Consider the following 21,443-nt stretch of genomic DNA (forward strand, 5'->3'; position numbering starts at 1 on the left):
GTCGGTCAGCTCCCTCGGTAAACGGAGTAGCCGAACGGGTTGAGCAGCAGCGGAACGTGGTAGTGCTCGCCGGGTACCACCGCGAACGCGATGGTGACCTCGGGGAAGAACACAGGCCGGTCGTTGTCGCTGTCCCGAGGCGCGGGGGCGTCCTGCTGGGCCGCGGCTTGCTTCTTGGCGAAGTACGTCTCGGTGTCGAACGCGAGCCGTACGTGGGTGGTTCCTTCCGGCAGGGCCGGGAGGTCTTTGCAGCGCCCGTCCGCGTCGGTCGCGGAGCCGCCGAGCGTGACCCACTCCGCGTCGCGGCCGGCACGGGCCGCGAGGGAGACGGCGACGCCGTCGGCGGGGCGTCCGCGGCTGGTGTCCAGAATGTGCGTGGACACCGATGCGGTGGTTGCTGTGCTCATGCGGGGCCTTCCTCCTGGTGTTCCAGTCGCTCGACGAGCCGGGCGAGGCGGATGCGGTTGATCTTGCCCAGTTCGGTGCGCACGATCTCGCGCTCCTGCTCGGGCGAGTTCCCGATCCGCTCGCGGACCGCGTCACGCATCTGCCCACCGGTCCGGCCGGTGGCGCAGATGAGGAAGACATGGCCGAACCGCTCCTGGTACGCCAGGTTCAGTTCGAGCATCTCCGCCTTGAGCGCCTCGGAGGCGCCGGCCATACCGCTCTGCTCACGGGCGGAGGTCGGGTCGCCGGGCTTCGGGCGGCCGATCGGCGGGTGCCCGGCCATCGCCTCGGCCAGGTCCCCGGCGGTCAGCTCGGCCGTGGCGGCGTCGCTGGCGAGGAAGAGGGCTTCGGTGGTGGCGTACGGGCGCTGGGCGAGCAGCCTGTTCCCCCAGGCCGAGCTGGCGCACACCTCGTGCAGGGCGGCGAGCGCGTCGCTGTCCGCGGAGGTGTTGAACCGGGCAAGGCCCGGAATCGAGGTACTCGACGTCACGGGAGCCTCCGTGGCTGTTTTTCGCTGTGCTTCGGACGGGCTGCGGATAGCTAACGCCCTGCGACGACACCACGTCAACACTTTGTTGAAAAATCTGCGTGACACGGAGGTCGCCGCCCGGCCACCCGGGCGACACCTCGCGCACTACTTGCCCTTCGCCGCGTTTTCCCTGTTCAGGTAGTTGTACACGGTGAACCGGCTGACCCCCAGGGCGCCGGCCACGGTCTCCACTCCGTGCCGCACGGAGAAGGCACCGCGCGCCTCCAGACTCCGGACGATCTCCTGCTTGCTCTTGCGGTCCAGCTCCGAGAGCGGCATTCCGTGCCGCCGCTCCAGAGCGGCCAGGATGTGATCCAGGGAGTCCGCGAGCTGCGGCAGCCGTACGGCGACGACGTCCGCACCCTCCCAGGCGAGCACGACATCGTCGGGCCCGGCCTGCTCGGGCAGCATCATCTGCCCGCCCATGGCGTCGACGAGCGGTTTGACCGCGCTGATCAGCGGGTGGTTGCCGGGCACCGTCACTCGCCACCCTTCCCGATCACGTTCACCTGGAGCGAAACCCGGGTCGCCCCGGCCTCCAGTGTGCGGCGCAGCAGGGCGTCGACGGCGCTCAGCACAGCCTCGGCACGGCCCTCCGCCGTGTTGCCGAACGGTCCGACGTCGACGGCGTCCAGCCCTGCGCCCTGAATGACCTCGCGGGCGACGACGGCGTGCGCCGGGGCCTCGTCGAGGTCGAACGGTTCTGTCGTGAACTCGACCCTCAATCGCTCCATGGCCACACCGTATCTCCGCGCGCGAGACCGCCCACGCCGCGCCTGCCCCCCCTTGACAAGGGCGCCACCCAGCTTGCACTCTTCCATCACGCAGAAATGAACTTCCGCAATACGGAAGGAGCGCCGCCCTCATGGCCCGCTTCTCGGAAGACGCAGGCAAGGCCCAGCGCTTCGATGTGAACCTGTCGATCCTCTTCACCGAGCTTCCCCTGCTGGAACGCCCCGCGGCAGCCGCCGCGGCCGGCTTCACCGCGGTGGAGCTGTGGTGGCCCTGGATCGAGACGCCCACGCCGCCGCAGAGCGAGCTCGACGCCCTCAGGAAGGCACTGGAGGACGCCGGCACGCAGCTGGTGGGGCTGAACTTCTACGCCGGGCAGCTTCCCGGACCCGACCGCGGCGCCCTCTCCGTGCCCGGTGAGGAGTCGGAGCGCTTCCGCGCCAACATCGACGTGGCCGCGGGCTTCGCCGCCTCCGTCGGCTGCAGGGCGCTGAACGCGCTGTACGGCAACCGCGTGGACGGCGCCGACCCGGCCGCGCAGGACGAACTGGCCCTGGAGAACCTGGTCCTGGCCGCCCGCGCGGCCGACCAGGCCGGAGCGGTCCTGCTGGTCGAGACGCTCAACAAGCCGGAGTCCCCGTGCTACCCGCTGGTCAGCGCCCCGGCCGCGATCGAGGTCGTGGACAAGGTCAACGAGGCCACCGGCCTCGGCAACGCCAGGTTCCTCCTCGACCTGTACCACCTGTCGATGAACGGTGAGGACCTGGAGGCCGTGATCGACGCGTACGCCGACAGGACCGGCCATGTCCAGATCGCGGACAACCCGGGCCGTGGTGCGCCGGGCACCGGCGGCCTCGACCTGTCCGGCCTGCTGCTGCGGTTGCGAGAGCGCGGTTACGACGGCTGGGTCGGCCTGGAGTACAAGGCCGGCGACCGCCCGAGCGCCGACAGCTTCGACTGGCTGCCGCGCGAGCTGCGCGCCGCCGCGAACTGACCTCACCCGCACGCTTTTCGAAAGAGGCAACCCTCATGAGCACCACCCTTCCCAAGATCGCCTGGATCGGTCTCGGCATCATGGGCTCCCCCATGTCCGAGAACCTGATGAAGGCCGGGTACTCCGTCACCGGCTTCACACTGGAGCAGGACAAGCTGGACCGGCTCGCCAAGGCGGGCGGCACCGCCGCCGCCTCCATCGCGGAGGCCGTGCGCGACGCCGACGTCATCATCACGATGGTGCCCGCGTCCCCGCAGGTGGAGGCCATCTCGTACGGCCCCGAGGGCATCCTGGAGAACGCGAAGAGCGGCGCGCTGCTGATCGACATGTCCTCGATCACCCCGCAGACCTCCGTCGACCTGGCCAAGGCCGCTGCCGGGAAGGGCATCCGGGTGCTGGACGCCCCGGTGTCCGGCGGCGAGGCCGGTGCCATCGAGGCCGTGCTCTCCATCATGGTCGGCGGCGAGCAGGCGGACTTCGACATCGCGAAGCCGGTCTTCGAGGCGCTCGGCAGGACCATCGTGCTGTGCGGCCCGCACGGTTCCGGCCAGACGGTGAAGGCCGCCAACCAGCTGATCGTCGCGGTCAACATCCAGGCGTGCGCCGAGGCCGTGGTCTTCCTGGAGAAGTCCGGCGTGGACCTGAAGGCAGCGCTGGACGTCCTCAACGGCGGACTGGCCGGCTCGACCGTGCTGAGCCGCAAGAAGGACAACTTCCTCAACCGCGACTTCAAGCCGGGCTTCCGGATCGACCTACACCACAAGGACATGGGCATCGTCACCGATGCCGCCCGCAACGTCGGCGCGGCCCTGCCGGTCGGCGCCGTGGTCGCCCAGCTCGTCGCGGCGCTGCGTGCCCAGGGCGACGGCGGGCTGGACCACTCGGCGCTGCTGCGGGCGGTCGAGCGGCTGTCGGGCGCCCAGGTCTGACCCGGGGCTCATCCCGGCCGGGGGCCCGACCCCGGATCCCCGTCGCGTCCGAACCCCGCTCGTCCCCGGTCTCAGCGACCGGACGACCCGGCGTTCGGACCCACCAAGCTTCCGGGCGGTGCCGGCGCTGACAACCTGTCCTGTCGCGCCCAGGCGTCGGCACCGCTCGGAACCCCTCTCTCCACTTTCAACAAACTGTTGACGTCGTCTTCGGGGCCTCCCTACGCTCCAGAGCACCGCCAGCAGCTCCCGCACGGAAGGTCACCAGGTCACGATGTCGAAGCGTGTGCTCACGACTGAGTCCGGCGCCCCGGTCGCCGACAACCAGAACTCCACCACCGCCGGTATCGGTGGCCCGCTCCTCATCCAGGACCAGCACCTGATCGAGAAGCTCGCCCGCTTCAACCGGGAGCGCATACCCGAGCGTGTCGTCCACGCCCGCGGCTCCGGCGCGTACGGCCGCTTCGAGGTGACCGACGACGTCACCGCGTACACAAAGGCGGACTTCCTCTCCGAGGTCGGCAAGCGTACCGATCTGTTCATCCGCTTCTCGACCGTCGCGGACTCCCTCGGCGGCGCGGACGCGGTCCGCGACCCGCGCGGCTTCGCGGTGAAGTTCTACACCGAGGAGGGCAATTACGACCTCGTCGGCAACAACACCCCGGTGTTCTTCATCAAGGACCCTCTGAAGTTCCCCGACTTCATCCACTCGCAGAAGCGCGACCCGTTCACGGGCAAGCAGGAGCCGGACAACGTCTGGGACTTCTGGGCCCACGCCCCCGAGGCCACGCACCAGGTGACCTGGCTCATGGGCGACCGCGGCATCCCCGCCTCGTACCGGCACATGAACGGCTACGGCTCCCACACCTACACATGGACCAACGCCGAGGGTGAGGCGTTCTTCGTCAAGTACCACTTCAAGACGGACCAGGGCATCCGCTGCCTGACCTCCGAGCAGGCCGCCGAGGTCGTCGGCTCCGACGCCAACTCGCACCAGACGGACCTGCTCCAGGCCATCGAGCGCGGCGTGTTCCCGTCCTGGACGGTGTACGTGCAGATCATGCCGGCGGCGGAGGCTGCGCACTACCGCTTCAACCCGTTCGACCTGACCAAGGTGTGGCCGCACGCCGACTACCCGCTGCGCCGGGTCGGCCGGATGGTCCTCGACCGCAACCCGGACAACGTGTTCGCGGAGGTCGAGCAGGCCGCGTTCTCCCCGAACAACTTCGTGCCCGGCATCGGCCCGTCCCCGGACAAGATGCTCCAGGGCCGGCTCTTCGCCTACGCGGACGCCCACCGCTACCGCCTGGGCGTCAACCACACCCAGCTGCCGGTCAACGCGCCGAAGGCGGCAGTCGCGGACAACTACGGCCGGGACGGCTTCATGGCCACCCGCAACGGCTCCCGCTACGACAAGAACTACGAGCCCAACTCCTATGACGGCCCGGCCGAGACCGGCCAGGTCCTGTCCGCGGCCCTCGCGGTGAGCGGCCATACCGGCACCCACGCGGCCCCGGCGCACGTCAAGGACGACGACTTCTTCCAGGCGGGCGAGCTGTACCGGCTCATGTCCGAGGACGAGAGGGGCCGTCTGGTGGCCAACATCGCGGGCGGCCTGTCGCAGGTCTCCCGTGGGGACGTCCTCGAGAAGAACCTCGCCCACTTCCACGCCGCCGACCCGGAGTACGGCAGGCGGGTGGAGGCGGCGGTCCGCGCGCTGCGCGACGAGTGACCGCCTCGTAGGCGGCGTACGGCGGCCGACGGGAGGTCCGTCGCCGTACGCGGTCCGTCATGCGGCCCGGATGAGGGGTGGCCGCGTGTACGGACAGGCGAGGGCCGCGGTGGTGTTCGCACCAGTGCGGTGGTGAGGAGTGGCCGGTCTCCCTCCAGACCCGAAGGAGGGGCGGCCGGTTCACTCCGCCGTACACCACCGCGGTCCCTCTCTCCCCTTGCGGGCCCCTCCGGGGAGCCCCTTGTGCCCCGTCCGGCGGCGCGAACGTCCTGTCGCGCCAGCCTCGCGCCGTTGGACGGTTTCCACTTCCCCCTTGGACCTCCCACCGTCCTGTACCACCCGCCGCACAGAGCCAGAGCGCGGAGTTCCGTTTACGGTCCGGAACTCCGCGCTCTGCTTTTCGGGCAGCACGCACCCCGAGCCACGGCTTCGGGAACAGTTCGGGAACGGACCGCGGCGTTCTTGCCCCGTCGTCCCTTCGCGGCGGGCATCGTGGAACACCCCTTGAAGGACGGCACCAGGCGCAGTGGCGCCGGGACGGGAAGCGGGAGAGCCAACGGGAATCCCGGCAGCATCCATCTCGGCGGACGGCAGATCCTTCAAACCCGGACCAGACACCACCGTCAAGATGGACCCAATTTGGCCGTGGCTGCCGACATCTTGAAGATGACCACCTCTTCACCCTCTACCGGACGACGTCCCGCTCTCGCCGGCGCACAGGTCTGGTACAAAATCGGATCTCCGAGGGAAGTCGGCCAGCCCTGCGGAGTCAACGCGATTCAGCAGGTGAGCGGGCGCGGCAGGACGGCTTTGGCCCTCACCGGGGAGAAGAAGGTTGAGACACTCATCAAGAAGGCGATCGCGATTGACGCGAAGCGACTCTCGGGCGGCTTCGGGTCCAAGAGCTACGCCGTGAGCAACCAGACCCGCTGCGAGGCCCCTAAGGGTAGGTTCGGTATCGTGCAGTCCTACCCCCTCTACAGGCTGTACCAGGATATGGCCTACGAGGACGGCTTCCCCACGAACAAGCAGATCTTCGCGCACAAGCCCGTCGGCGTGTGCTTCAACCGGTGGACAGCGAAGGCCAAGTAAGCGAAGGCGGATGGCGAGGAGTGGTCCCATGCCTCAGAAAATCAGCAGCGCCGCCGTCGCGGCTACCCTTGCCGTCTGTTTGAGCGGTTGCATCGAGGCGCCACCTCCGGATACTTCCCCCGAAAGGAACGCATTCACCCCTTTATCCGAATTAGAGGTGATTGCTGTTTCAGACAATCCGCTAGAGGCCATCGGCAGCTTCCCGGGCGAGGAGCCCGTCAAGATTCTCGCCGAAGTAAAGCAAGGTCCATATCGAATCCTGGCATACGCCAGCGAATCATCTTGCGGCCTGACCTCATCCAGTGACGGTGCAGGGAGCGGCAAGACTCACCTTGCCTCGAAGTGGCCGACCGGAGAAAATGGCGCGACCCTCCACCCCGGAGGACCCTACAACATTTCATCGAGCGACGACGGATTCGGCTTCTTGATCTCCATGGCTTGCGGTCGAAATGCCATGGTAATTCAATACAGATCCGCCGAGCTGAGAGACTCAGGCGAGGCGGAATCGCGTGGCCACGTCTCGGTAGACTCCACAGAAGGTCAATCTGCGACTTCACGCATTGTCGTTGGCGGGCAGAAGGTGCGGGAGAGAATCGCCACCCAGGCGGAACACTAAGGCGCACGGAACTGCATTCCTGAAGCCGACTCGTCAGCGGCGACGAGGAATCCGGTCCCATGGGCCAGGTGAGCACGCTGCCGAGCCGTGGCGGCCATCCCGTCGTCACCACCTTCAAGGCCGCCTACTCACCTGGGATGAAGCCGGACGGTTTCCGCAGCTGGGCTCGGCGTCACGGCATCGCGGCCGTCTCCTGCTGCCGCGCCTCGGGCGGCAGGGGCCAGGCGACCGCGCTGTGGGACGTGGCCGATCTCGTCGGTGCTCTTGCGCGAGGGGGCCGACGAGCTGAGGATGCCGCGTGAGCCAGCAGCACCTTCGCCAGGTGATCACACAATCGGGTGAATCGCGGCATCAGGTGTATCCGGACCCGAGGGCTGGGCTGTCTCATGCGCAGACAGTCCACGTCCCCCGAGAATCGGAGCGCCCACACCGTGCGGACCTCTCGCTATGCCCTGATGGCTGCTCTTGCCGTGCTCGTTCTCAGCGGCTGTGAGGATTCACAGCCAGATGGGGAGGCAGCCGCGTCACCGGCCGCTTCCTCGTCCTCTCCGGCGGTCGCTTCTCCGCTTCGGTCGCCTTCGCCAACGGCCTCCGCTTCGCCCACGTCGAGCCCCATACCGGGCATGCCCATCGTCCAGGGCGACACCTACGAGCAGGCCCAAAGGCGCCTCTCCGAGGCCGCCGTGCCTGACGCGCGCCTCACGGTCGCCGCCATGCACAAGGACGTCACCCTGCCCGCAGACCACGACGACTGGCGTGTCTGCGAGGCGACGCCCGCCTCCGGCACGCGGCTCACCTCCACGACCGTGGTCGTGCTGAAGCTCGCCGGGGAGATCGGTGACTGCGATACCAGCTACCACGGCTACCTTCACCAGAAGAACGACCCGGCCTACACGCCGCCCAAGCCCACGTACAGTCCCAAGCCGAAGCCCGTCTACACCCCGCAGCCCGTCAGGACCTACACCCCCGCCCCCACCAAGACCACCAGCAGGCCCGCCGGAAGCTCCATGATCACCTGCCCCGACGGGAAGTCCGGCTACGCCTGCACCTCCAACGGTCACCCGGTTGTCGACGGCCAGTTCTGCCCCAAGGCCGACCGCGGCCGCACCCTGAAGGCCACCAACGGAACCATGGTCACCTGCTCCTACGACCCCAGCGTGACCCCGTACCGCTGGCAGTGACACCCACTGCGGGGAGGTGCGCATACGCAGCGGCGTCCTTTCGGCCCTGCCTGGGGCACCGCTGCAGTCGCCAAAGCGGCGGACGCCGGGCCGACGGGCGTAGGCGCGGGCAGTTCGCATCCGCCGAGCGTCCCGGCCAGGGCCTGCTGGGGGTGGTGACCGGCCGCGATCCGCGCGGCCTTGAGGCGGGCGTCCCCATGCTGCGCTCAGGCTGTGGGTGACGCGTGCAGTGTCACCGTAGAGCGCCGCGATGGCTACTGGTCACCGTCGACGAGGGTGAGAAGTTCGTCGTCACCTGCGCGCGGAACCCCGGCACCGGCCTCACACCGTCGCGGACCGTGGACGAAGGCCGGCACGCCCTGCTGCTCCCCTCCGCCCATGACCCGTTCGGGCAGCGGTGTGAGCCGGGACGGCACCCGCCACGCGTTTGAGCAGCACGCCACCCGAGTCGCGGCCTCGGGAGCGGATCGCGGCGTCCCTGACTCGTCGTCCCTTCACGGCGGGCATCGTGGAACGCCCCCGGGAAAGACGGCACCGTCGCGGAGGGCCCCTGCCGAAACCGGATTCCGGTGTCTCTCACCGCGACTGGTGGACCATGATGACGAGATCGGACGCAGTGCCGTCAGGCTCGGCCGTCGCGCCCCCGTGTGTCTCCCGCTCGGTGAAGCCGGAGGATTCATAGAGGGAACGGGCACGGTGGTTGTGCTTCTTCACGTCCAGCCAGACCGTTCGCGCACCGTGCTGCTGGTACGCCCAGTCGAGCACGGCTTGGAGCAGGGCACGCCCTCGTCCCGTCCCGCGGCGGGCAGGTGCGATCACTATTCTGCGCAGCTCGACGTCCTCGCTGCGGTGCAGGCCTGCGAGTACGGCGAACCCCACGGGAGTTCCGCCGTCCGTGGCGACGACGTGCTCCTGGTCGGGATCGGCCAGGGCCCGGGCATGCCAGGCGGGCCCGGTCTCGCCCAGCCACATGGAGGTGTCCCGTTCGGTCTCCCAGCTGATCAGGGCTTCGAGGTCGTTCGGCGCGGTGGGACGGACTGTCAGCATGTCAGCACCATAGTTGGCGGAGCGCCGCCTGCCGCCGCTCGTTGGCGGCTGCCACGATCTCACGACGGCCGAAGCGGAGGCGGGTTCTACGAGCCTGGACACCATGGCGACGGCCGTGGCCGGGCTGCCGGCGCCGCGAGTGACCCGGGTGCGGAGCCCGACCGTGAAGACCGCGTCCAAGGGCGCGCGCTGGATGGCCGCTGACGCCCGGTCCGTCTCCGGCGGCATGCTCCGGCGCCGCGTGGCTCACCGAAGCGACCCTCACCGCTGGAGTCCGGACCACGTGGGGCGACGAGCGGCCGTCCGTACGCCGACCCCGGCGACAGGCGAATCGGGCAGGTGCATCAGACTGCCGGGCCCGGAGGTGCGATGTCCTTGTCCGGTGCCTTCCTCGTCCGCCGCCGGAGTGAGGCCGCTGCTCCCCGGAGCGCTCACTCCCCTGCCGTAACGCCACTTGGGGGGCTCGGCGTCGATGACACCGTCGGCGGCAGCGGCGGCGGACGTGTGGCTGTGCCGTGCGGGAACCCTGCTGCCCGGGCCCGTCCCCGCCGTCAGCGTGACCGCGGCCCTGACGGCTGCCTCGTCGTGATGGGCGCCCCCCGTGAAGCTGCGCGTGCGCCCGCTGCCACGCCGGGCGTCCGCCCGTGGGGTTCCAGGGTGACCCGTCGTGCGGGGCGGCGCGGCGGCGCCGGACGGCCCCCGCCCCGGTGAGTTCCGGGACGGGGGCCGTCCGGCTCCCCTGCGGCAGTGGCTCAGGCCAGCGGGCGGACGGCTGTCGGCGCGTGTCCGGGCTCCGTGGCGAGGTCCTCCCACTCCGTGATGTCGCTGATGTCCATCGTGCGGCTCATGGAGATGTTGGTGACTCGCTCCAGGATCGCCTCGACGACCACCGGCACCCGGTGCTCCGCCGCCAGCTTCTTGGCCTCCTCGAAGGCGGGCAGCAGCTGGTCCGGCTCGGTGACCCGGATCGCCTTGCAGCCGAGCCCCTCCGCGACCTTGACGTGGTCGACGCCGTAGACGCCCAGCTCCGGCGAGTTCAGGTTCTCGAACTCCAGGTTGACCTGGAAGTTGATGTCCAGCCCCGCCTGCGCCTGGCGGATCAGGCCCAGGTAGGAGTTGTTGACCAGCACGTGGACGTACGGGATGCGGTGCTGGGCGCCGACCGCCAGCTCCTCGATCATGAACTGGAAGTCGTAGTCGCCGGACAGCGCGACGATCTGCGCCTCCGGATCGGCCTTGGCGACGCCCAGCGCGGCCGGGATGGTCCAGCCGAGCGGCCCGGCCTGGCCGCAGTTGATCCAGTGGCGCGGCTTGTAGACGTGCAGCATCTGCGCGCCCGCGATCTGGGAGAGGCCGATGGTCGTGACGTACCGGGTCTCGGGCCCGAACGCGCGGTTCATCTCCTCGTACACCCGCTGCGGCTTCATCGGCACGTTGTCGAAGTGCGTACGGCGCTGCAGCGTGGACTTGCGCTCCTGCGTGGAGGCGACCCAGGCCGAGCGGTCCGGCAGCCTCCCCTCGGCCTTGAGTTCCTTCGCGACCTCGACGAACAGCTCCAGTGCCGCCTTGGCGTCGGAGGCGATGCCGTAGTCGGGGGCGAAGATCTTGCCGATCTGGGTGGGCTCCACGTCGACGTGGACGAACTTCCGGCCCCGGGTGTAGACGTCCAGCTTGTAGCCGGTGTGACGGTTGGCCCAGCGGTTGCCGATACCGAGGACGAAGTCGGACTCCAGGAAGTTCGCGTTGCCGTAGCGGTGCGAGGTCTGGACACCGACCATGCCGGCGTTCAGCTCGTGGTCGTCGCCGAGCACGCCCCAGCCCATCAGGGTCGGGATGACCGGCGTCCGGGTCAGCTCCGCGAACTCGGCCAGCAGGTCCGCCGCGTCGGCCGTGATGACGCCGCCGCCCGCGACGATCAGCGGGCGCTCCGACTCCAGGAGGAAGGAGAGGGCCTTTTCGACCTGGGCACGGGTCGCGGCCGGCTTGTAGACCGGCAGCGGCTCGTAGGTCTCCGGGTCGAAGTCGATCTCGGTCAGCTGGACGTCGATCGGCAGGTCGATGAGGACCGGGCCGGGACGGCCCGAGCGCATCAGGTGGAAGGCCTGCTGGAAGACGCCGGGGACCTGCGCGGCCTCCAGGACGGTCGTGGCGGCCTTGGTGACCGGCTGGGCGATGGACGCGATGTCGACCGCCTGGAAGTCCTCCTTGTGGATCACGCTCGTCGGCGCCTGGCCGGTGATGCACAGGATCGGGATCGAGTCTCCCATGGCCGAGTACAGGCCGGTGATCATGTCGGTGCCGGCCGGGCCGGACGTACCGATGCAGACACCGATGTTGCCGGGGGCGGTACGGGTGTACCCCTCTGCCATGTGCGACGCGCCCTCCACGTGTCGGGCAAGCGTGTGGTCGATGCCGCCGCCCTCTTTGAGGGCCTTGTAGAAGGGGTTGATCGCCGCGCCCGGCACACCGAACGCGTTGGTGACGCCTTCGCGCTTGAGGATCTCAACTGCCGCTCGGGCGGCGGTCATTCGAGGCATGGATGCTCCTGCTTCGGCCTGGCGGATGCGGGCTCTGTCGCGCCAACCTGAGAGCTGCGATCCGATTCATCGGATTCCGCAATGCGGAAGTTTAGTTCTGTTATACGGAAGCAATGTAGGGGTGATCCGCAGAACCCGTCAAGGGATGGCCGAATGCCCTCCCCGGCGCCCGCGCGTCGTGGACGATGAGGCGCGGACATGAAGGAGGCCTGGCGACGTGGGAGCAGAGCGAGCCGAAGGAGCGGAAGGGACCGTGGGCGACGCTGTGCCGGTGCGCTGCCCCGTCTGCCGCCGCACGCACGTGTACACGGCGAGCGCCTATCCATGCAGGTGCGGCGCGCCCGTCGCCCCGCCCCTGGTGCGCGGCGCCCCGGCCGACCCGATCACCCACCTCACCTGGAGCGACGCCTGGGTCACGGTCCGCTGCCGGGCGTGCGGGCGCCAGAACCAGTCACCCCAGCCGGAGCTGGGCTGCCCCTGCGGGACGGTGCTGCGGCTGCCGGTGCGGCCGGTGACGGCCGCCGGGACCGAGCCGGACGCGGCCACGGCGACGGCGACCGGGTCGTGCGGGCCGGGACCGGCCGCCGACGGGCCGTCCACGAGCGATGCGGCCACCGCTCCCGGCGGCTCCGCCGGGCCCGGTCCGCAGCCGCCCCCGGCAGCCCCCGTACGCCCGCCCTTCACGCCCGTCACCATCCGCACCGCCCGAGACGTGGTGACAGCCGCCGCGCGCTACCTGGCCTGGCTCGGCTTCCGCGACCTCGTCCAGCCGGAGGAGCAGCGGCCCGTCCTGGCGTACGGCATCGAGCTGCGGGGCTCCGGACTGATCGCCCAGGTGGACCCGACGACCCGGCCCGTGCCGCTGCGTGCCGTCGAGTGCCTGTGGCTGGAGGGGCTCGCCGCCTCCTCGGCGGCCGTCTGCTTCTCCCTGGCCGGGTACGAGCCCGAGGCCCGCGCCCGCGCGGCGGGCGTCGGCCTGCCGCTGTTCGTCATGGACCTCACCGGCAGCCCGCAGCCCGTCAACCCCCCGGCGCAGGCACTCGTCGCGCAGGGCGCCTGAGGGGCATCATTCTGAGCATGCGCATGGACGCGAGGGACCAGAGGCCCGCGAGCGATCCCGCCGTACGGATACGGCAGGCCCGCCCCGAGGACCTGCCGCTGCTCCAGGACATCGAACGTGCGGCGGGCGAGCCGTTCCGGGCACTGGGCATGGACGCCGTCGCCGACGACGACCCGCCGCCGCTGGAGGACCTGGAGGGCTACCGGGCGGCCGGGCGCGCCCGGGTCACCGAGCAGGGCGGGCGCCCAGTGGCCTACCTGATCTGGGACGAGGTGGACGGCGCGGCGCATATCGAGCAGGTGTCCGTCCACCCGGCCGCAGCCCGGCGGGGCCTGGGCCGCGGGCTGATCGAGGACCTGGCGGAGCGGGCGGCGGAGCGGGGACTGGGTGCGCTGACGCTCACCACGTACGCCGACGTCCCGTGGAACGCGCCGTACTACGCACGGCTCGGGTTCCGTGCGCTGCGGGACGCGGAGGTCACCGGAGGACTGCGCGCCATCCGCTGTGCCGAGACGGCGCACGGGCTCGACCACTGGCCCCGTGTCTGCATGCGGCGCGAGCTGCCGTGACGGGGCGGAGGCCGGCCACTGCCGTCTCCCCCGCCCCGCCAGGTGCTCGTCCCCGGACACCTCGACGTGCCACGGGTGCGTGCGGGTCCATCCCGAGTCGGGCCCTCGGGACACCCCCGCGCGAAGACCGACGAGGGTCGGGGCGGGTCTGGCCGGCTCAGTCCGCCCCGAACCGCTCCCTCAGCTCGATCTTGCGCACCTTCCCGCTCACCGTCATCGGGAACGCCTCCAGGACCTCCACCCGGCGCGGGATCTTGTAGTGGGCCAGGCTGCCCCGGCAGTAGGCCGTGACCTCCTCGTGCGTGGGCGGGTCCGCCGGGTCCCGAGGGATGACGCACGCCAGGATCTCCTCGCCGTACCGCTCGTCCGGCACGCCCACCACCTGCACGTCCGCGATCTTCGGGTGCGCGTACAGGAACTCCTCGATCTCCCTCGGGTACACGTTCTCTCCGCCCCGGATGATCATGTCCTTGATCCGCCCGACGATCCGGACGTATCCGTCCTCGCGCATCACGGCCAGGTCGCCGGTGTGCATCCAGCGGCCCGCGTCCACGGCTTCGGCGGTCTTCTGCGGCTCGTCCCAGTAGCCGAGCATCACGCCGTACCCCCGGGTGCACAGCTCTCCGGCCTCGCCGCGCGGCAAGGTCACCCCGGCGACCGGGTCGACGATCTTGACCTCGACATGCGGCAGGACCCGTCCGACCGTTCCGGTACGGCGTTCCAGGTCGTCGTCGCGGCGGGTCTGCGTCGAGACGGGCGAGGTCTCCGTCATGCCGTAACAGATGGACACCTCGGCCATGTTCATCTCGGCCACGACCCGCTTCATCACCTCCACCGGGCACGGCGAACCCGCCATGATCCCGGTGCGCAGCGAGGACAGGTCGTACGTGGCGAAGTCCGGCAGGTTCAGCTCCGCGATGAACATCGTCGGCACGCCGTAGAGCGAGGTGCAGCGCTCCTGCTGGACGGCCCGGAGCGTGGCCCCGGGGTCGAAGGACGGGGCCGGGATGACGACGCAGCCGCCGTGGGAGGTGGCGGCGAGGTTGCCCATGACCATGCCGAAGCAGTGGTAGAAGGGCACGGGGAGGCAGATCCTGTCCTGCTCGCTGTAGCCGATCGTCTCCCCCACGAAGTAACCGTTGTTGAGGATGTTGTGGTGGGAGAGGGTGGCGCCCTTCGGGAAGCCGGTGGTGCCGGACGTGTACTGGATGTTGACCGGGTCGTCGCAGGACAACTCGGCTTCCCGGGCAGCCAGCTCCGGGGCCGGCTCCGGGGTGGCGCGGGCGACGAAGGCGTCCCAGCTCGCGTCCCCGATGTAGACCGTCTCCCGCAGTGCCGGGCAGCGGTCCCGTGCCTCCTCCACGAGCGCCCGGTAGTCGCTGGTCCTGTGGGAGAGGGAGGCGACGAGCAGCGAGACGCCGGCCTGGTTCAGGACGTACACGAGCTCATGGACCCGGTAGGCGGGGTTGATGTTCACCATGATCGCGCCGATTCGGGCCGTGGCGTACTGCACCAGCACCCACTCGGGGCAGTTGACGGCCCAGATGCCGACCCGGTCACCCTTCGCGACGCCGGAGGCGAGCAGGGCGCGGGCCAGTTCGTCCACGGCGCCGCCGAACTCCGCGTACGTCCAGCGGCGGCCGGACGGCACGTCGACCAGTGCCTCACGGTCGGGCCAACGGGCCACGGAGCGGGCGAGATCGGCGCCGATCGTGTCCCCGAGGAGCGGGGTGCCGCCGGTGCCGTGGGCGTAGGAGAGGCCGCTCACCGGAGGTCCCCCTCGTGGTACTCCTCGGCCGCCCCGGTCCCCGCCGCCGTGCGTTCGCGCAGCTCGACCCGGCGGATCTTCCCCGACACGGTCTTCGGCAGCTCCGCGAACTCGATGCGCCGGATGCGCTGGTACGGCGCGAGGACCGCGCGCGAGTGCGCGAACAGCGCCTTCGCGGTCGCCGGCCCCGGCTCCCACCCGTCCGCGAGCACGACGTACGCCTTCGGCACGGCCAGCCGCACCGCGTCGGGCGCGGGCACCACGGCGGCCTCGGCGACCGCCTCGTGCTCCAGCAGCGCGCTCTCCAGCTCGAAGGGGCTCACCTTGTAGTCGCTGGCCTTGAACACGTCGTCGGCGCGCCCCACGTAGAACAGGTAGCCGTCCTCGTCGCGGGAGGCGATGTCGCCGGTGCGGTAGTAGCCGCCCGCCATCGCCTCGGAGGTGCGCTCGGCGTCACCGTGGTATCCGGTCATCAGGCCCACCGGCGGAGTGGACAGGTCCAGGGCGATCTCCCCCTCCTCCGCGTCCGGCGCGCCGGTCACCGGGTCGATGAGTGTGACGCGGAACCCGGGACCGGGCCGCCCCATGGATCCGGGCTTCAGAGGCTGGCCGGGGCTGTTGGAGACCTGGACGGCGGTCTCGGTCTGCCCGAAACCGTCCCGGACGGTGAGGTTCCAGGAGCGCCGCACGGCGGCGATGACCTCGGGATTGAGGGGCTCGCCCGCGGCGACGACCTCGCGGGGCGGGGTGCGCAGCGCGGACAGGTCGGCCTGGATGAGCATGCGCCAGACGGTGGGCGGGGCGCAGAAGGTGGTGACGCCGTGCCGGTCCATCTCGGCCATCAGCCGGGCGGGGTCGAACCGGGTGTAGTTGTGGATGAAGACGGTGGCCTCGGCGTTCCAGGGGGCGAAGAGATTGGACCAGGCGTGCTTGGCCCAGCCGGGCGAGGAGATGTTGAGGTGCACGTCCCCGGGCCGCAGTCCGATCCAGTACATGGTCGCCAAGTGGCCTACGGGGTAGGAGGTGTGGGTGTGCTCGACGAGCTTGGGACGGGCGGTGGTGCCGGAGGTGAAGTAGAGCATCAGCGGGTCGTCGGCCTCCGTGGGCCCGTCCGGCGTGAAGCCGCTGTCCGCGGCGTGCGCCTCCTCGTACGCGGCCCATCCGGGCGCGGCCCCGCCGACGGCGATCCGGGTGTACTCCCCCGGCACGGCGTCGAACTTGCCGGTGTCGGCGGCGCGTACGACCACGTGCCGGGCCTTGCCACGCTCGACGCGGTCCCGCAGGTCGCCGGGTCCGAGGAGCGGTGTGGCCGGGATGACGACCGCGCGCAGTTTCATCGCGGCAAGGGCGGTCTCCCAGAGTTCGGCCTGGTTGCCGAGCATCACGATCAGCCGGTCGCCGGGGCGGACGCCTTGGGCGCGCAGCCAGTTGGCGACCCGGTTCGACCGGGCGGACATCTCCGCGAAGGTCAGCCGGGTCTCGCTGCCGTCCTCCTCGACGATGTGCAGCGCGGTCCGGCCGTTCCCGGCGGCGATGACGTCGAACCAGTCCAGCGCCCAGTTGAACCGGGCCGGGCGGGGCCAGTCGAAGCCGTCGTACGCGGTCCGGTAGTCCTCCCGGTGCCGCAGCAGAAAGTCCCGGGCCTCCCGGAACCGCTCGGTCGCACCGCTTGCCGACATCCTCGTCCTCCTCGTGCAGGCCCATTGCGGGGGGTGTGCGCGCCATCGTGTAATCAGTGACGCAGGTCTCACTACCCCCGGACGGGGGTGCTGTACTGCTCCGGGGCCGACCCCCGGACCCCCGACCGGACGAGCGGGAGCGGACATGAGCGAGCGACGGGGTGACGCGGCGGAACTCCGGGCGGCCCTGCTGCGGCTGCGCGGCGCCACGGGGCTGCCGGTGGCGTTCGGCGGGATGCTGGACGACGGGCCGGGGCAGGCGCTGCGGATCGGGGAGCTGAGCGGGACGTCGTCGGAGGTGCTGCGCGGGCTGGCGATCGGGGCCGGAAGCGGGCTGGGCGGGCGGTCCATGGCGCTGGCCCGGCCGTGCGCGGTGCCGGACTACCCGGAGGCGCGGTACATCAGCCACGAGTACGACACACCGGTGGCGGTGGAGGGCCTGCGGTCGGTCCTGGCGGTTCCGGTGGTCGTCCGGCGACGGGTGCGGGCAGTGCTGTACGGAGCGCTGCGCCGGCCGCAGCCCCTGGGCGACCGGGTGCTGGACGCGGCGGTGGCGACGGCGCGCGACCTGGAGCAGACCCTGGCGGTACGGGACGAGGCCAGGCGCCTGCGGTCGGGCACGGCCGGTGTGGCGGAACCGCGGGGCGCGACCCCGGGAGAGGCGGCTTCGTGGGAGACGGTGCGGGAGGCGCACGCGGAACTGCGCGCGCTCGCGCCGCGGATCCCGGACCCCGCGTTGCGGGCGGAGCTGCTGGCTGTGTGCGGGCGGCTCGTGGCGGCGGGGGCCTCGCCCGTGGCCGGAGGCGCACCCGAGGGCGGGACTCAGGTGGCCCTGGCGCCCCGGGAGCTGGACGTGCTGGCGGCGGTGGCCACGGGGGCGACCAACCTGGAGGCGGCACGGCGGCTGGGGGTACGCCCGGAGACGGTCAAGGCGTATCTGCGCTCGGCCATGCGCCGACTGGGCGCGCACACCCGGCTGGAGGCGGTGGTGGCGGCGCGCCGGGCGGGCCTGCTGCCGTGACGGGGTCGGTGCCGTTCCTCGTACCGGAGGGCGGCGTGGCTCGTCGTACCGGCCCCTGCCCCCCGTACCGCGGCGGGTGACCGTCACTCGTCCGGGCTCCCGAGCCGCACGTCGTACGGGCGGCCCTCGCCCATGAGGTCGAGGGTGAGCGCGGCCTCGTCGCTGAGGGCGGCGCGCTCGTCGCGGGCGAGCGGGACGAAGGGCTCCAGCGTGAGGACCAGTCGGTCACCCTCCTGGCTCAGCCGCCAGGTCCCGGCGAGGAAGCCGTCCACGAGGAAGGCCCGGCGGGCCTGGTTGCCCTGCCAGGTGCGGCCCTTGTAGGCGGGCGGGACGAGGCGGGTGCGGTCCGCGTGGGAGAGGAGCAGGTTGTCGAACTCCGGCAGGAGGCGCGGCGGAGCGGGGGTGCCGGGGTCGGGGCGCGGGGAGCCGGGCAGGTCGAACAGCTCGTGGCCGTACGGGTCCCGGAAGACGGCGAGCCGGGGCCGGAGCCGCGCGAAGACCTCCCGCAGCCGGGTAAGCCCCGCCCAGGTCTGCACGTCCTTGACGGTGGCGGGCCCGAAGGCGCCGAGATAGCGCAGGACCAGGCCGTCGAGGGTGAGGCCCGGGTCGTCGGCCGCCCCGCCGAACCACACGTCGGCGGTGGTGAGCGCGACGCCGCCGCCGCGCCCCCACAGGCCGCGCGGGGTGACCTGGACGAGGGGCAGCAGACAGCGGGCGGCGACGGTGAGGGCCAGCGGGTCGGCGTCCGGCCAGCGCGCCGACAGGGCGGCGCGGAGTTCCCTCGGGGCGCGGGGCCGCTCCTCGACGAGTTCACGGACCAGGCCGGCGAGGGCGTCCCTGTCCACTCCGGCGAGCCCCTTGCGGAACACCGCGATCTCGCGGTCCCGCGCGGGCTGGACCAGCGGCCCGAGGGCCCGGATGTCGGCGGCGGTGTGGGTGTGCAGGGTCGAGCGCAGGGAGACGGTCCGGGCGACCGTGCGGTCCTCCATCAGCCGGGACAGCTCCTCGGGCCGGAAGCCCTGAAGGCGGGCGGCGAGCGCGTAGTACGGGGGCTGGGGGTTCTGGGCCTGGAGGCCGACCAGGTGGGTGACGGCGTCCTCGGCGGCCATGGTGGTGCGGTGCAGGAGGAGCTGGCGGGCGAGTGTGGCGCGGTTGAGGGCGCGCCCGGAGAGAACGGGGGGCGTGGCGGTCACGGACTTCGGGGCCATGGGGCCACGCTACTGAGCGTGGCGGACGGTTCCGCTGCCGTCCGCGGGGCCGGGACGGGGCGTACGGTGGGCGGCGCGGCGCGGCCCGGCGCCGGTCCCGGGCCCGACCGGCCCCGGAGCCGCCCCCAGGCCCGGGCAAACCGGGGCGTATATCCTGCGACGAGGCGCACGCGGGAGGTGACACGCGCGATGACTCTGCCTTCGAGGAAGCACACCTGGCGCCGCCATCCCGTGCGGCAGACACCGGGGAAGCCGCCCGCATCCCCGGACGCGGCGGCCCCGGCCCGGACCGCACCCCAGGCGACGACCGCGGCCCCGGCCGGCCCGTCCCCCGGCAGCGTCTTCCAGGCGGCCCTCTACCGGGACGGTTTCAAGGTGTCCTCCCCGCCGTCCCTGTCGGAGACGTTCCGGCAGCTGAGGGAGCAGCGGGACGGTATGGCGTGGATCGGTCTGCACCACCCGTCCGGGGCGGAACTGCTCACCCTGGCAGCCGAGTTCGACCTTCACGAACTGGCGGTCGAGGACGCGATGGAGGCACATCAGCGGCCGAAGCTGGAGCGGTACGGGGAGACGTTGTTCGTGGTCCTGCGGGCGGCCCGGTATCTGGACGCGCCAGAGGAGGTGGACTTCGGGGAGCTGCACGTCTTCGTGGGCCCGGACTTCGTGATCACGGTCCGCCACGGTGCGGCGCCGGACCTGTCGGCGGTACGCCGCCGTATGGAGGAGACCCCGGAACTGCTGGCCCTGGGCCCGGAGGCGGTGCTGTACGCGATCCTGGACGCGGTGGTCGACGGATACGCCCCCGTGGTGGCAGGGGTCCAGAACGACATCGACGAGATCGAGACGGAGGTCTTCCGGGGCGACCCGGCGGTGTCGCGCCGGATCTACGAACTGTCCCGCGAGATGGTCGAGTTCCAGCGCGCGACACGCCCCCTGGTGGCCATGCTGCACGGGCTGATGGCGGGCTTCGCGAAGTACGGCACGGACGAGGAGCTCCAGCGCTACCTGCGGGACGTGGCAGACCATGTCACCCACACCAGCGAACGAGTCGACGGCTTCCGGCAGGCCCTGACCGAGATCCTCACGGTCAACGCGACCCAGGTCGGCCAGCAGCAGAACGCCGAGATGCGCGCCCTGGCGGAAGCCGGCTTCGAACAGAACGAGGAGATCAAGAAGATCTCGGCGTGGGCGGCCATTCTGTTTGCACCGACATTGGTGGGAACCATCTACGGGATGAACTTCGACGCGATGCCGGAGCTGGACTGGGCACTCGGCTATCCGTTCGCGATTCTGCTGATGGCAGCGGTGTGTACGGGCCTGTACTTCGTCTTCAAGCGGCGGGACTGGCTGTAGACAGCAACCCGGAACCATTGAACAATTTCATGGACGCGAATGCACCGGGGAGGTCACTTCGAGCCCCTGGGGAGAATCTGGGGAGAATGAGCGGCGCTGGGGAGTGAGCAACTCTCTGCCCCACCTGCGGTTCGTTTCCCCTCTCACGGCCTGGGGGAAGTGGGGCCGCTGGCACGGTCGTCACGGAGAGTGCTGGCCGGGCACCGACCCATGACTGCCCGGCCTCGTGAAGTCCGAACAACGAGAACGGGTGGCACAGCGTCTGGCTGTGCCACCCGTTCTCTCAGGTGAGGGCGAGGTCTTCTGGGACGTACTCAGGTACTACGCCAAGCAGTGCGTCGACGGCCGCGCGTCCCTTGCCGCCCGCTTCGGGCATGAAGTGGGCGTAGTGGTCAAGAGTGATGGTCGGACTGGAATGGCCGAGCCATCGGGCGAGGGTGACCACGGACTCACCTGCTTCGAGAATGACCGAGGCGTAGGTGTGGTGGAGGACGCGGAAGCCGTCCATGCGGGACGCCTTCCAGCGTTGCCCTTTCTCCCGCATGTGAATGACGCCGGCTTTCGCGAGGGCGGGCTTCCAGACATCGACGTGTGGCCAGTTGAGCAGGCGAGAGCCCCGGGCGCCCATCCCGCGGGTACCAGTCGGCGAAGTCCTCGTCGCACCACAGCCCATCGAGGCGATCGCGTACCCATATCGCCGTCGTACCGCCCGGATTGCTCGCCCGCGCGATCTGCGCGGTCAGAGAGGGGACTTGCTCACCGGAACGGGGGCGAAGGGACAACGGGCACCTCGACAACTGCATCGGTCGACGGAACCACCCGAGCATGCCCGTTGATCATGCTGCCGCACCGAGGAACTCCAAGATCCCCGACAGAGTCAAGCTAAGGGCTGTCCCGTAAATGATCTCTGAGTCGCTTCGGGTGTGGTTGGCCGTTGCGCCGGCCGGTT

Annotated in this window: 20 protein-coding genes and 1 pseudogene; 11 read left to right on the forward strand and 10 right to left on the reverse strand. The window is 70.7% G+C overall.

Annotated elements, in window-relative coordinates; translation table 11 throughout:
- Nucleotides 1-5: 5 nt before the first annotated feature.
- The 4 genes from uraH to I3F58_RS24755 form a co-directional block, all read right to left on the reverse strand.
- Nucleotides 6-407 carry a hydroxyisourate hydrolase gene (gene uraH, locus I3F58_RS24740; protein WP_240110899.1) on the reverse strand — a complete coding sequence of 134 codons (402 nt, stop codon included), beginning with the start codon at nt 405-407 and terminating at the stop codon, nt 6-8.
- Nucleotides 404-937, reverse strand: a complete 534-nt coding sequence (gene uraD, locus I3F58_RS24745) for a 2-oxo-4-hydroxy-4-carboxy-5-ureidoimidazoline decarboxylase (RefSeq protein ID WP_240110900.1) — start codon at nt 935-937, stop codon at nt 404-406. The genes uraH and uraD overlap by 4 nt, the downstream gene beginning before the upstream one ends.
- Nucleotides 938-1,081: 144 nt before the next feature.
- Nucleotides 1,082-1,459 (reverse strand): helix-turn-helix domain-containing protein, encoded by a 378-nt coding sequence (locus tag I3F58_RS24750; protein WP_240110901.1) that lies wholly within the window; start codon nt 1,457-1,459, stop codon nt 1,082-1,084.
- Nucleotides 1,456-1,710: a thiamine-binding protein gene (locus I3F58_RS24755; RefSeq protein WP_240110902.1), complete on the reverse strand. Its 255-nt coding sequence runs from the start codon at nt 1,708-1,710 to the stop codon at nt 1,456-1,458. The genes I3F58_RS24750 and I3F58_RS24755 overlap by 4 nt, the downstream gene beginning before the upstream one ends.
- A 131-nt stretch (nt 1,711-1,841) precedes the next feature.
- On the opposite strand from I3F58_RS24755, the gene I3F58_RS24760 reads away from it, so the two are divergent.
- The 7 genes from I3F58_RS24760 (at nt 1,842) to I3F58_RS24790 (ending at nt 8,252) form a co-directional block, all read left to right on the forward strand.
- On the forward strand, nt 1,842-2,702 hold the full coding sequence (locus I3F58_RS24760; protein ID WP_240110903.1) for a TIM barrel protein: 861 nt from the start codon (nt 1,842-1,844) through the stop codon (nt 2,700-2,702).
- Nucleotides 2,703-2,737: 35 nt separating this feature from the next.
- Nucleotides 2,738-3,631: a 2-hydroxy-3-oxopropionate reductase gene (locus I3F58_RS24765; RefSeq protein ID WP_240110904.1), complete on the forward strand. Its 894-nt coding sequence runs from the start codon at nt 2,738-2,740 to the stop codon at nt 3,629-3,631.
- A 274-nt stretch (nt 3,632-3,905) separates the two neighbouring features.
- Nucleotides 3,906-5,363, forward strand: a complete 1,458-nt coding sequence (locus I3F58_RS24770; protein ID WP_240110905.1) for a catalase — start codon at nt 3,906-3,908, stop codon at nt 5,361-5,363.
- Between the two features lie 645 nt (nt 5,364-6,008).
- Nucleotides 6,009-6,455, forward strand: a complete 447-nt coding sequence (locus I3F58_RS24775) for a hypothetical protein (RefSeq protein ID WP_240110906.1) — start codon at nt 6,009-6,011, stop codon at nt 6,453-6,455.
- A 28-nt stretch (nt 6,456-6,483) separates the two neighbouring features.
- The gene (locus I3F58_RS24780; protein ID WP_240110907.1) at nt 6,484-7,071 is read left to right on the forward strand and encodes a hypothetical protein; all 588 of its coding nucleotides are present in this window, start codon (nt 6,484-6,486) and stop codon (nt 7,069-7,071) included.
- Between the two features lie 59 nt (nt 7,072-7,130).
- The gene (locus I3F58_RS24785; protein WP_240110908.1) at nt 7,131-7,373 is read left to right on the forward strand and encodes a hypothetical protein; all 243 of its coding nucleotides are present in this window, start codon (nt 7,131-7,133) and stop codon (nt 7,371-7,373) included.
- 321 nt (nt 7,374-7,694) lie between these two features.
- Nucleotides 7,695-8,252: a hypothetical protein gene (locus tag I3F58_RS24790; protein WP_240110909.1), complete on the forward strand. Its 558-nt coding sequence runs from the start codon at nt 7,695-7,697 to the stop codon at nt 8,250-8,252.
- Nucleotides 8,253-8,828: 576 nt separating this feature from the next.
- Here I3F58_RS24790 and I3F58_RS24795 read toward each other — a convergent pair.
- Complete coding sequence (locus I3F58_RS24795) at nt 8,829-9,299, reverse strand: GNAT family N-acetyltransferase (RefSeq protein WP_240110910.1); 471 nt, start codon at nt 9,297-9,299, stop codon at nt 8,829-8,831.
- 752 nt (nt 9,300-10,051) lie between these two features.
- Entirely contained in the window at nt 10,052-11,836 is a 1,785-nt protein-coding gene (gene gcl, locus I3F58_RS24800; RefSeq protein WP_240110911.1) for a glyoxylate carboligase, read from the reverse strand.
- Nucleotides 11,837-12,089: 253 nt separating this feature from the next.
- Between gcl and I3F58_RS24805 the strand changes: the two genes are divergently transcribed.
- Nucleotides 12,090-12,896 carry a hypothetical protein gene (locus I3F58_RS24805; protein ID WP_240110912.1) on the forward strand — a complete coding sequence of 269 codons (807 nt, stop codon included), beginning with the start codon at nt 12,090-12,092 and terminating at the stop codon, nt 12,894-12,896.
- A gap of 17 nt (nt 12,897-12,913) precedes the next feature.
- On the forward strand, nt 12,914-13,465 hold the full coding sequence (locus I3F58_RS24810) for a GNAT family N-acetyltransferase (protein ID WP_240110913.1): 552 nt from the start codon (nt 12,914-12,916) through the stop codon (nt 13,463-13,465).
- A gap of 157 nt (nt 13,466-13,622) precedes the next feature.
- Here I3F58_RS24810 and I3F58_RS24815 read toward each other — a convergent pair whose 3' ends face one another.
- Both I3F58_RS24815 and I3F58_RS24820 read right to left on the reverse strand, forming a co-directional pair.
- On the reverse strand, nt 13,623-15,233 hold the full coding sequence (locus tag I3F58_RS24815) for an AMP-binding protein (RefSeq protein WP_240110914.1): 1,611 nt from the start codon (nt 15,231-15,233) through the stop codon (nt 13,623-13,625).
- A complete protein-coding gene (locus tag I3F58_RS24820; RefSeq protein ID WP_240110915.1) occupies nt 15,230-16,912 on the reverse strand; it encodes an AMP-binding protein in 1,683 nt (560 codons plus the stop codon). Before I3F58_RS24820 ends, I3F58_RS24815 begins: the two co-directional genes overlap by 4 nt.
- A gap of 145 nt (nt 16,913-17,057) precedes the next feature.
- Between I3F58_RS24820 and I3F58_RS24825 the strand changes: the two genes are divergently transcribed.
- A complete protein-coding gene (locus I3F58_RS24825; RefSeq protein ID WP_240110916.1) occupies nt 17,058-17,933 on the forward strand; it encodes a helix-turn-helix transcriptional regulator in 876 nt (291 codons plus the stop codon).
- A gap of 83 nt (nt 17,934-18,016) precedes the next feature.
- Here I3F58_RS24825 and I3F58_RS24830 read toward each other — a convergent pair whose 3' ends face one another.
- Complete coding sequence (locus I3F58_RS24830; protein ID WP_240110917.1) at nt 18,017-19,141, reverse strand: winged helix DNA-binding domain-containing protein; 1,125 nt, start codon at nt 19,139-19,141, stop codon at nt 18,017-18,019.
- Nucleotides 19,142-19,330: 189 nt separating this feature from the next.
- Here I3F58_RS24830 and I3F58_RS24835 point away from each other — a divergent pair, with 189 nt between their 5' ends.
- Complete coding sequence (locus tag I3F58_RS24835; RefSeq protein ID WP_240110918.1) at nt 19,331-20,494, forward strand: magnesium and cobalt transport protein CorA; 1,164 nt, start codon at nt 19,331-19,333, stop codon at nt 20,492-20,494.
- Nucleotides 20,495-20,777: 283 nt separating this feature from the next.
- On the opposite strand, the pseudogene I3F58_RS24840 reads toward I3F58_RS24835, so the two are convergent.
- Nucleotides 20,778-21,074 (reverse strand): annotated as a pseudogene (locus I3F58_RS24840) (site-specific integrase); the annotation flags it as partial.
- Nucleotides 21,075-21,443: the final 369 nt, after the last annotated feature.

The organism is Streptomyces sp. MUM 203J, from assembly GCF_022414595.1.
Lineage (GTDB): Bacteria > Actinomycetota > Actinomycetes > Streptomycetales > Streptomycetaceae > Streptomyces.

What these genes read in the sequence shown, in the direction of transcription:
- I3F58_RS24835 (WP_240110918.1), top strand. Translation starts at nt 19,331, where the DNA reads ATGACTCTGCCTTCGAGGAAGCACACCTGGCGCCGCCATCCCGTGCGG.
- I3F58_RS24770 (WP_240110905.1), top strand. Translation starts at nt 3,906, where the DNA reads ATGTCGAAGCGTGTGCTCACGACTGAGTCCGGCGCCCCGGTCGCCGAC.
- I3F58_RS24790 (WP_240110909.1), top strand. Translation starts at nt 7,695, where the DNA reads ATGCCCATCGTCCAGGGCGACACCTACGAGCAGGCCCAAAGGCGCCTC.
- I3F58_RS24780 (WP_240110907.1), top strand. Translation starts at nt 6,484, where the DNA reads ATGCCTCAGAAAATCAGCAGCGCCGCCGTCGCGGCTACCCTTGCCGTC.
- I3F58_RS24760 (WP_240110903.1), top strand. Translation starts at nt 1,842, where the DNA reads ATGGCCCGCTTCTCGGAAGACGCAGGCAAGGCCCAGCGCTTCGATGTG.
- gcl (WP_240110911.1), bottom strand. Translation starts at nt 11,836, where the DNA reads ATGCCTCGAATGACCGCCGCCCGAGCGGCAGTTGAGATCCTCAAGCGC.
- I3F58_RS24810 (WP_240110913.1), top strand. Translation starts at nt 12,914, where the DNA reads ATGCGCATGGACGCGAGGGACCAGAGGCCCGCGAGCGATCCCGCCGTA.
- I3F58_RS24755 (WP_240110902.1), bottom strand. Translation starts at nt 1,710, where the DNA reads ATGGAGCGATTGAGGGTCGAGTTCACGACAGAACCGTTCGACCTCGAC.
- I3F58_RS24765 (WP_240110904.1), top strand. Translation starts at nt 2,738, where the DNA reads ATGAGCACCACCCTTCCCAAGATCGCCTGGATCGGTCTCGGCATCATG.
- uraH (WP_240110899.1), bottom strand. Translation starts at nt 407, where the DNA reads ATGAGCACAGCAACCACCGCATCGGTGTCCACGCACATTCTGGACACC.
- I3F58_RS24795 (WP_240110910.1), bottom strand. Translation starts at nt 9,299, where the DNA reads ATGCTGACAGTCCGTCCCACCGCGCCGAACGACCTCGAAGCCCTGATC.
- I3F58_RS24820 (WP_240110915.1), bottom strand. Translation starts at nt 16,912, where the DNA reads ATGTCGGCAAGCGGTGCGACCGAGCGGTTCCGGGAGGCCCGGGACTTT.
- I3F58_RS24785 (WP_240110908.1), top strand. Translation starts at nt 7,131, where the DNA reads ATGGGCCAGGTGAGCACGCTGCCGAGCCGTGGCGGCCATCCCGTCGTC.
- I3F58_RS24825 (WP_240110916.1), top strand. Translation starts at nt 17,058, where the DNA reads ATGAGCGAGCGACGGGGTGACGCGGCGGAACTCCGGGCGGCCCTGCTG.
- I3F58_RS24830 (WP_240110917.1), bottom strand. Translation starts at nt 19,141, where the DNA reads ATGGCCCCGAAGTCCGTGACCGCCACGCCCCCCGTTCTCTCCGGGCGC.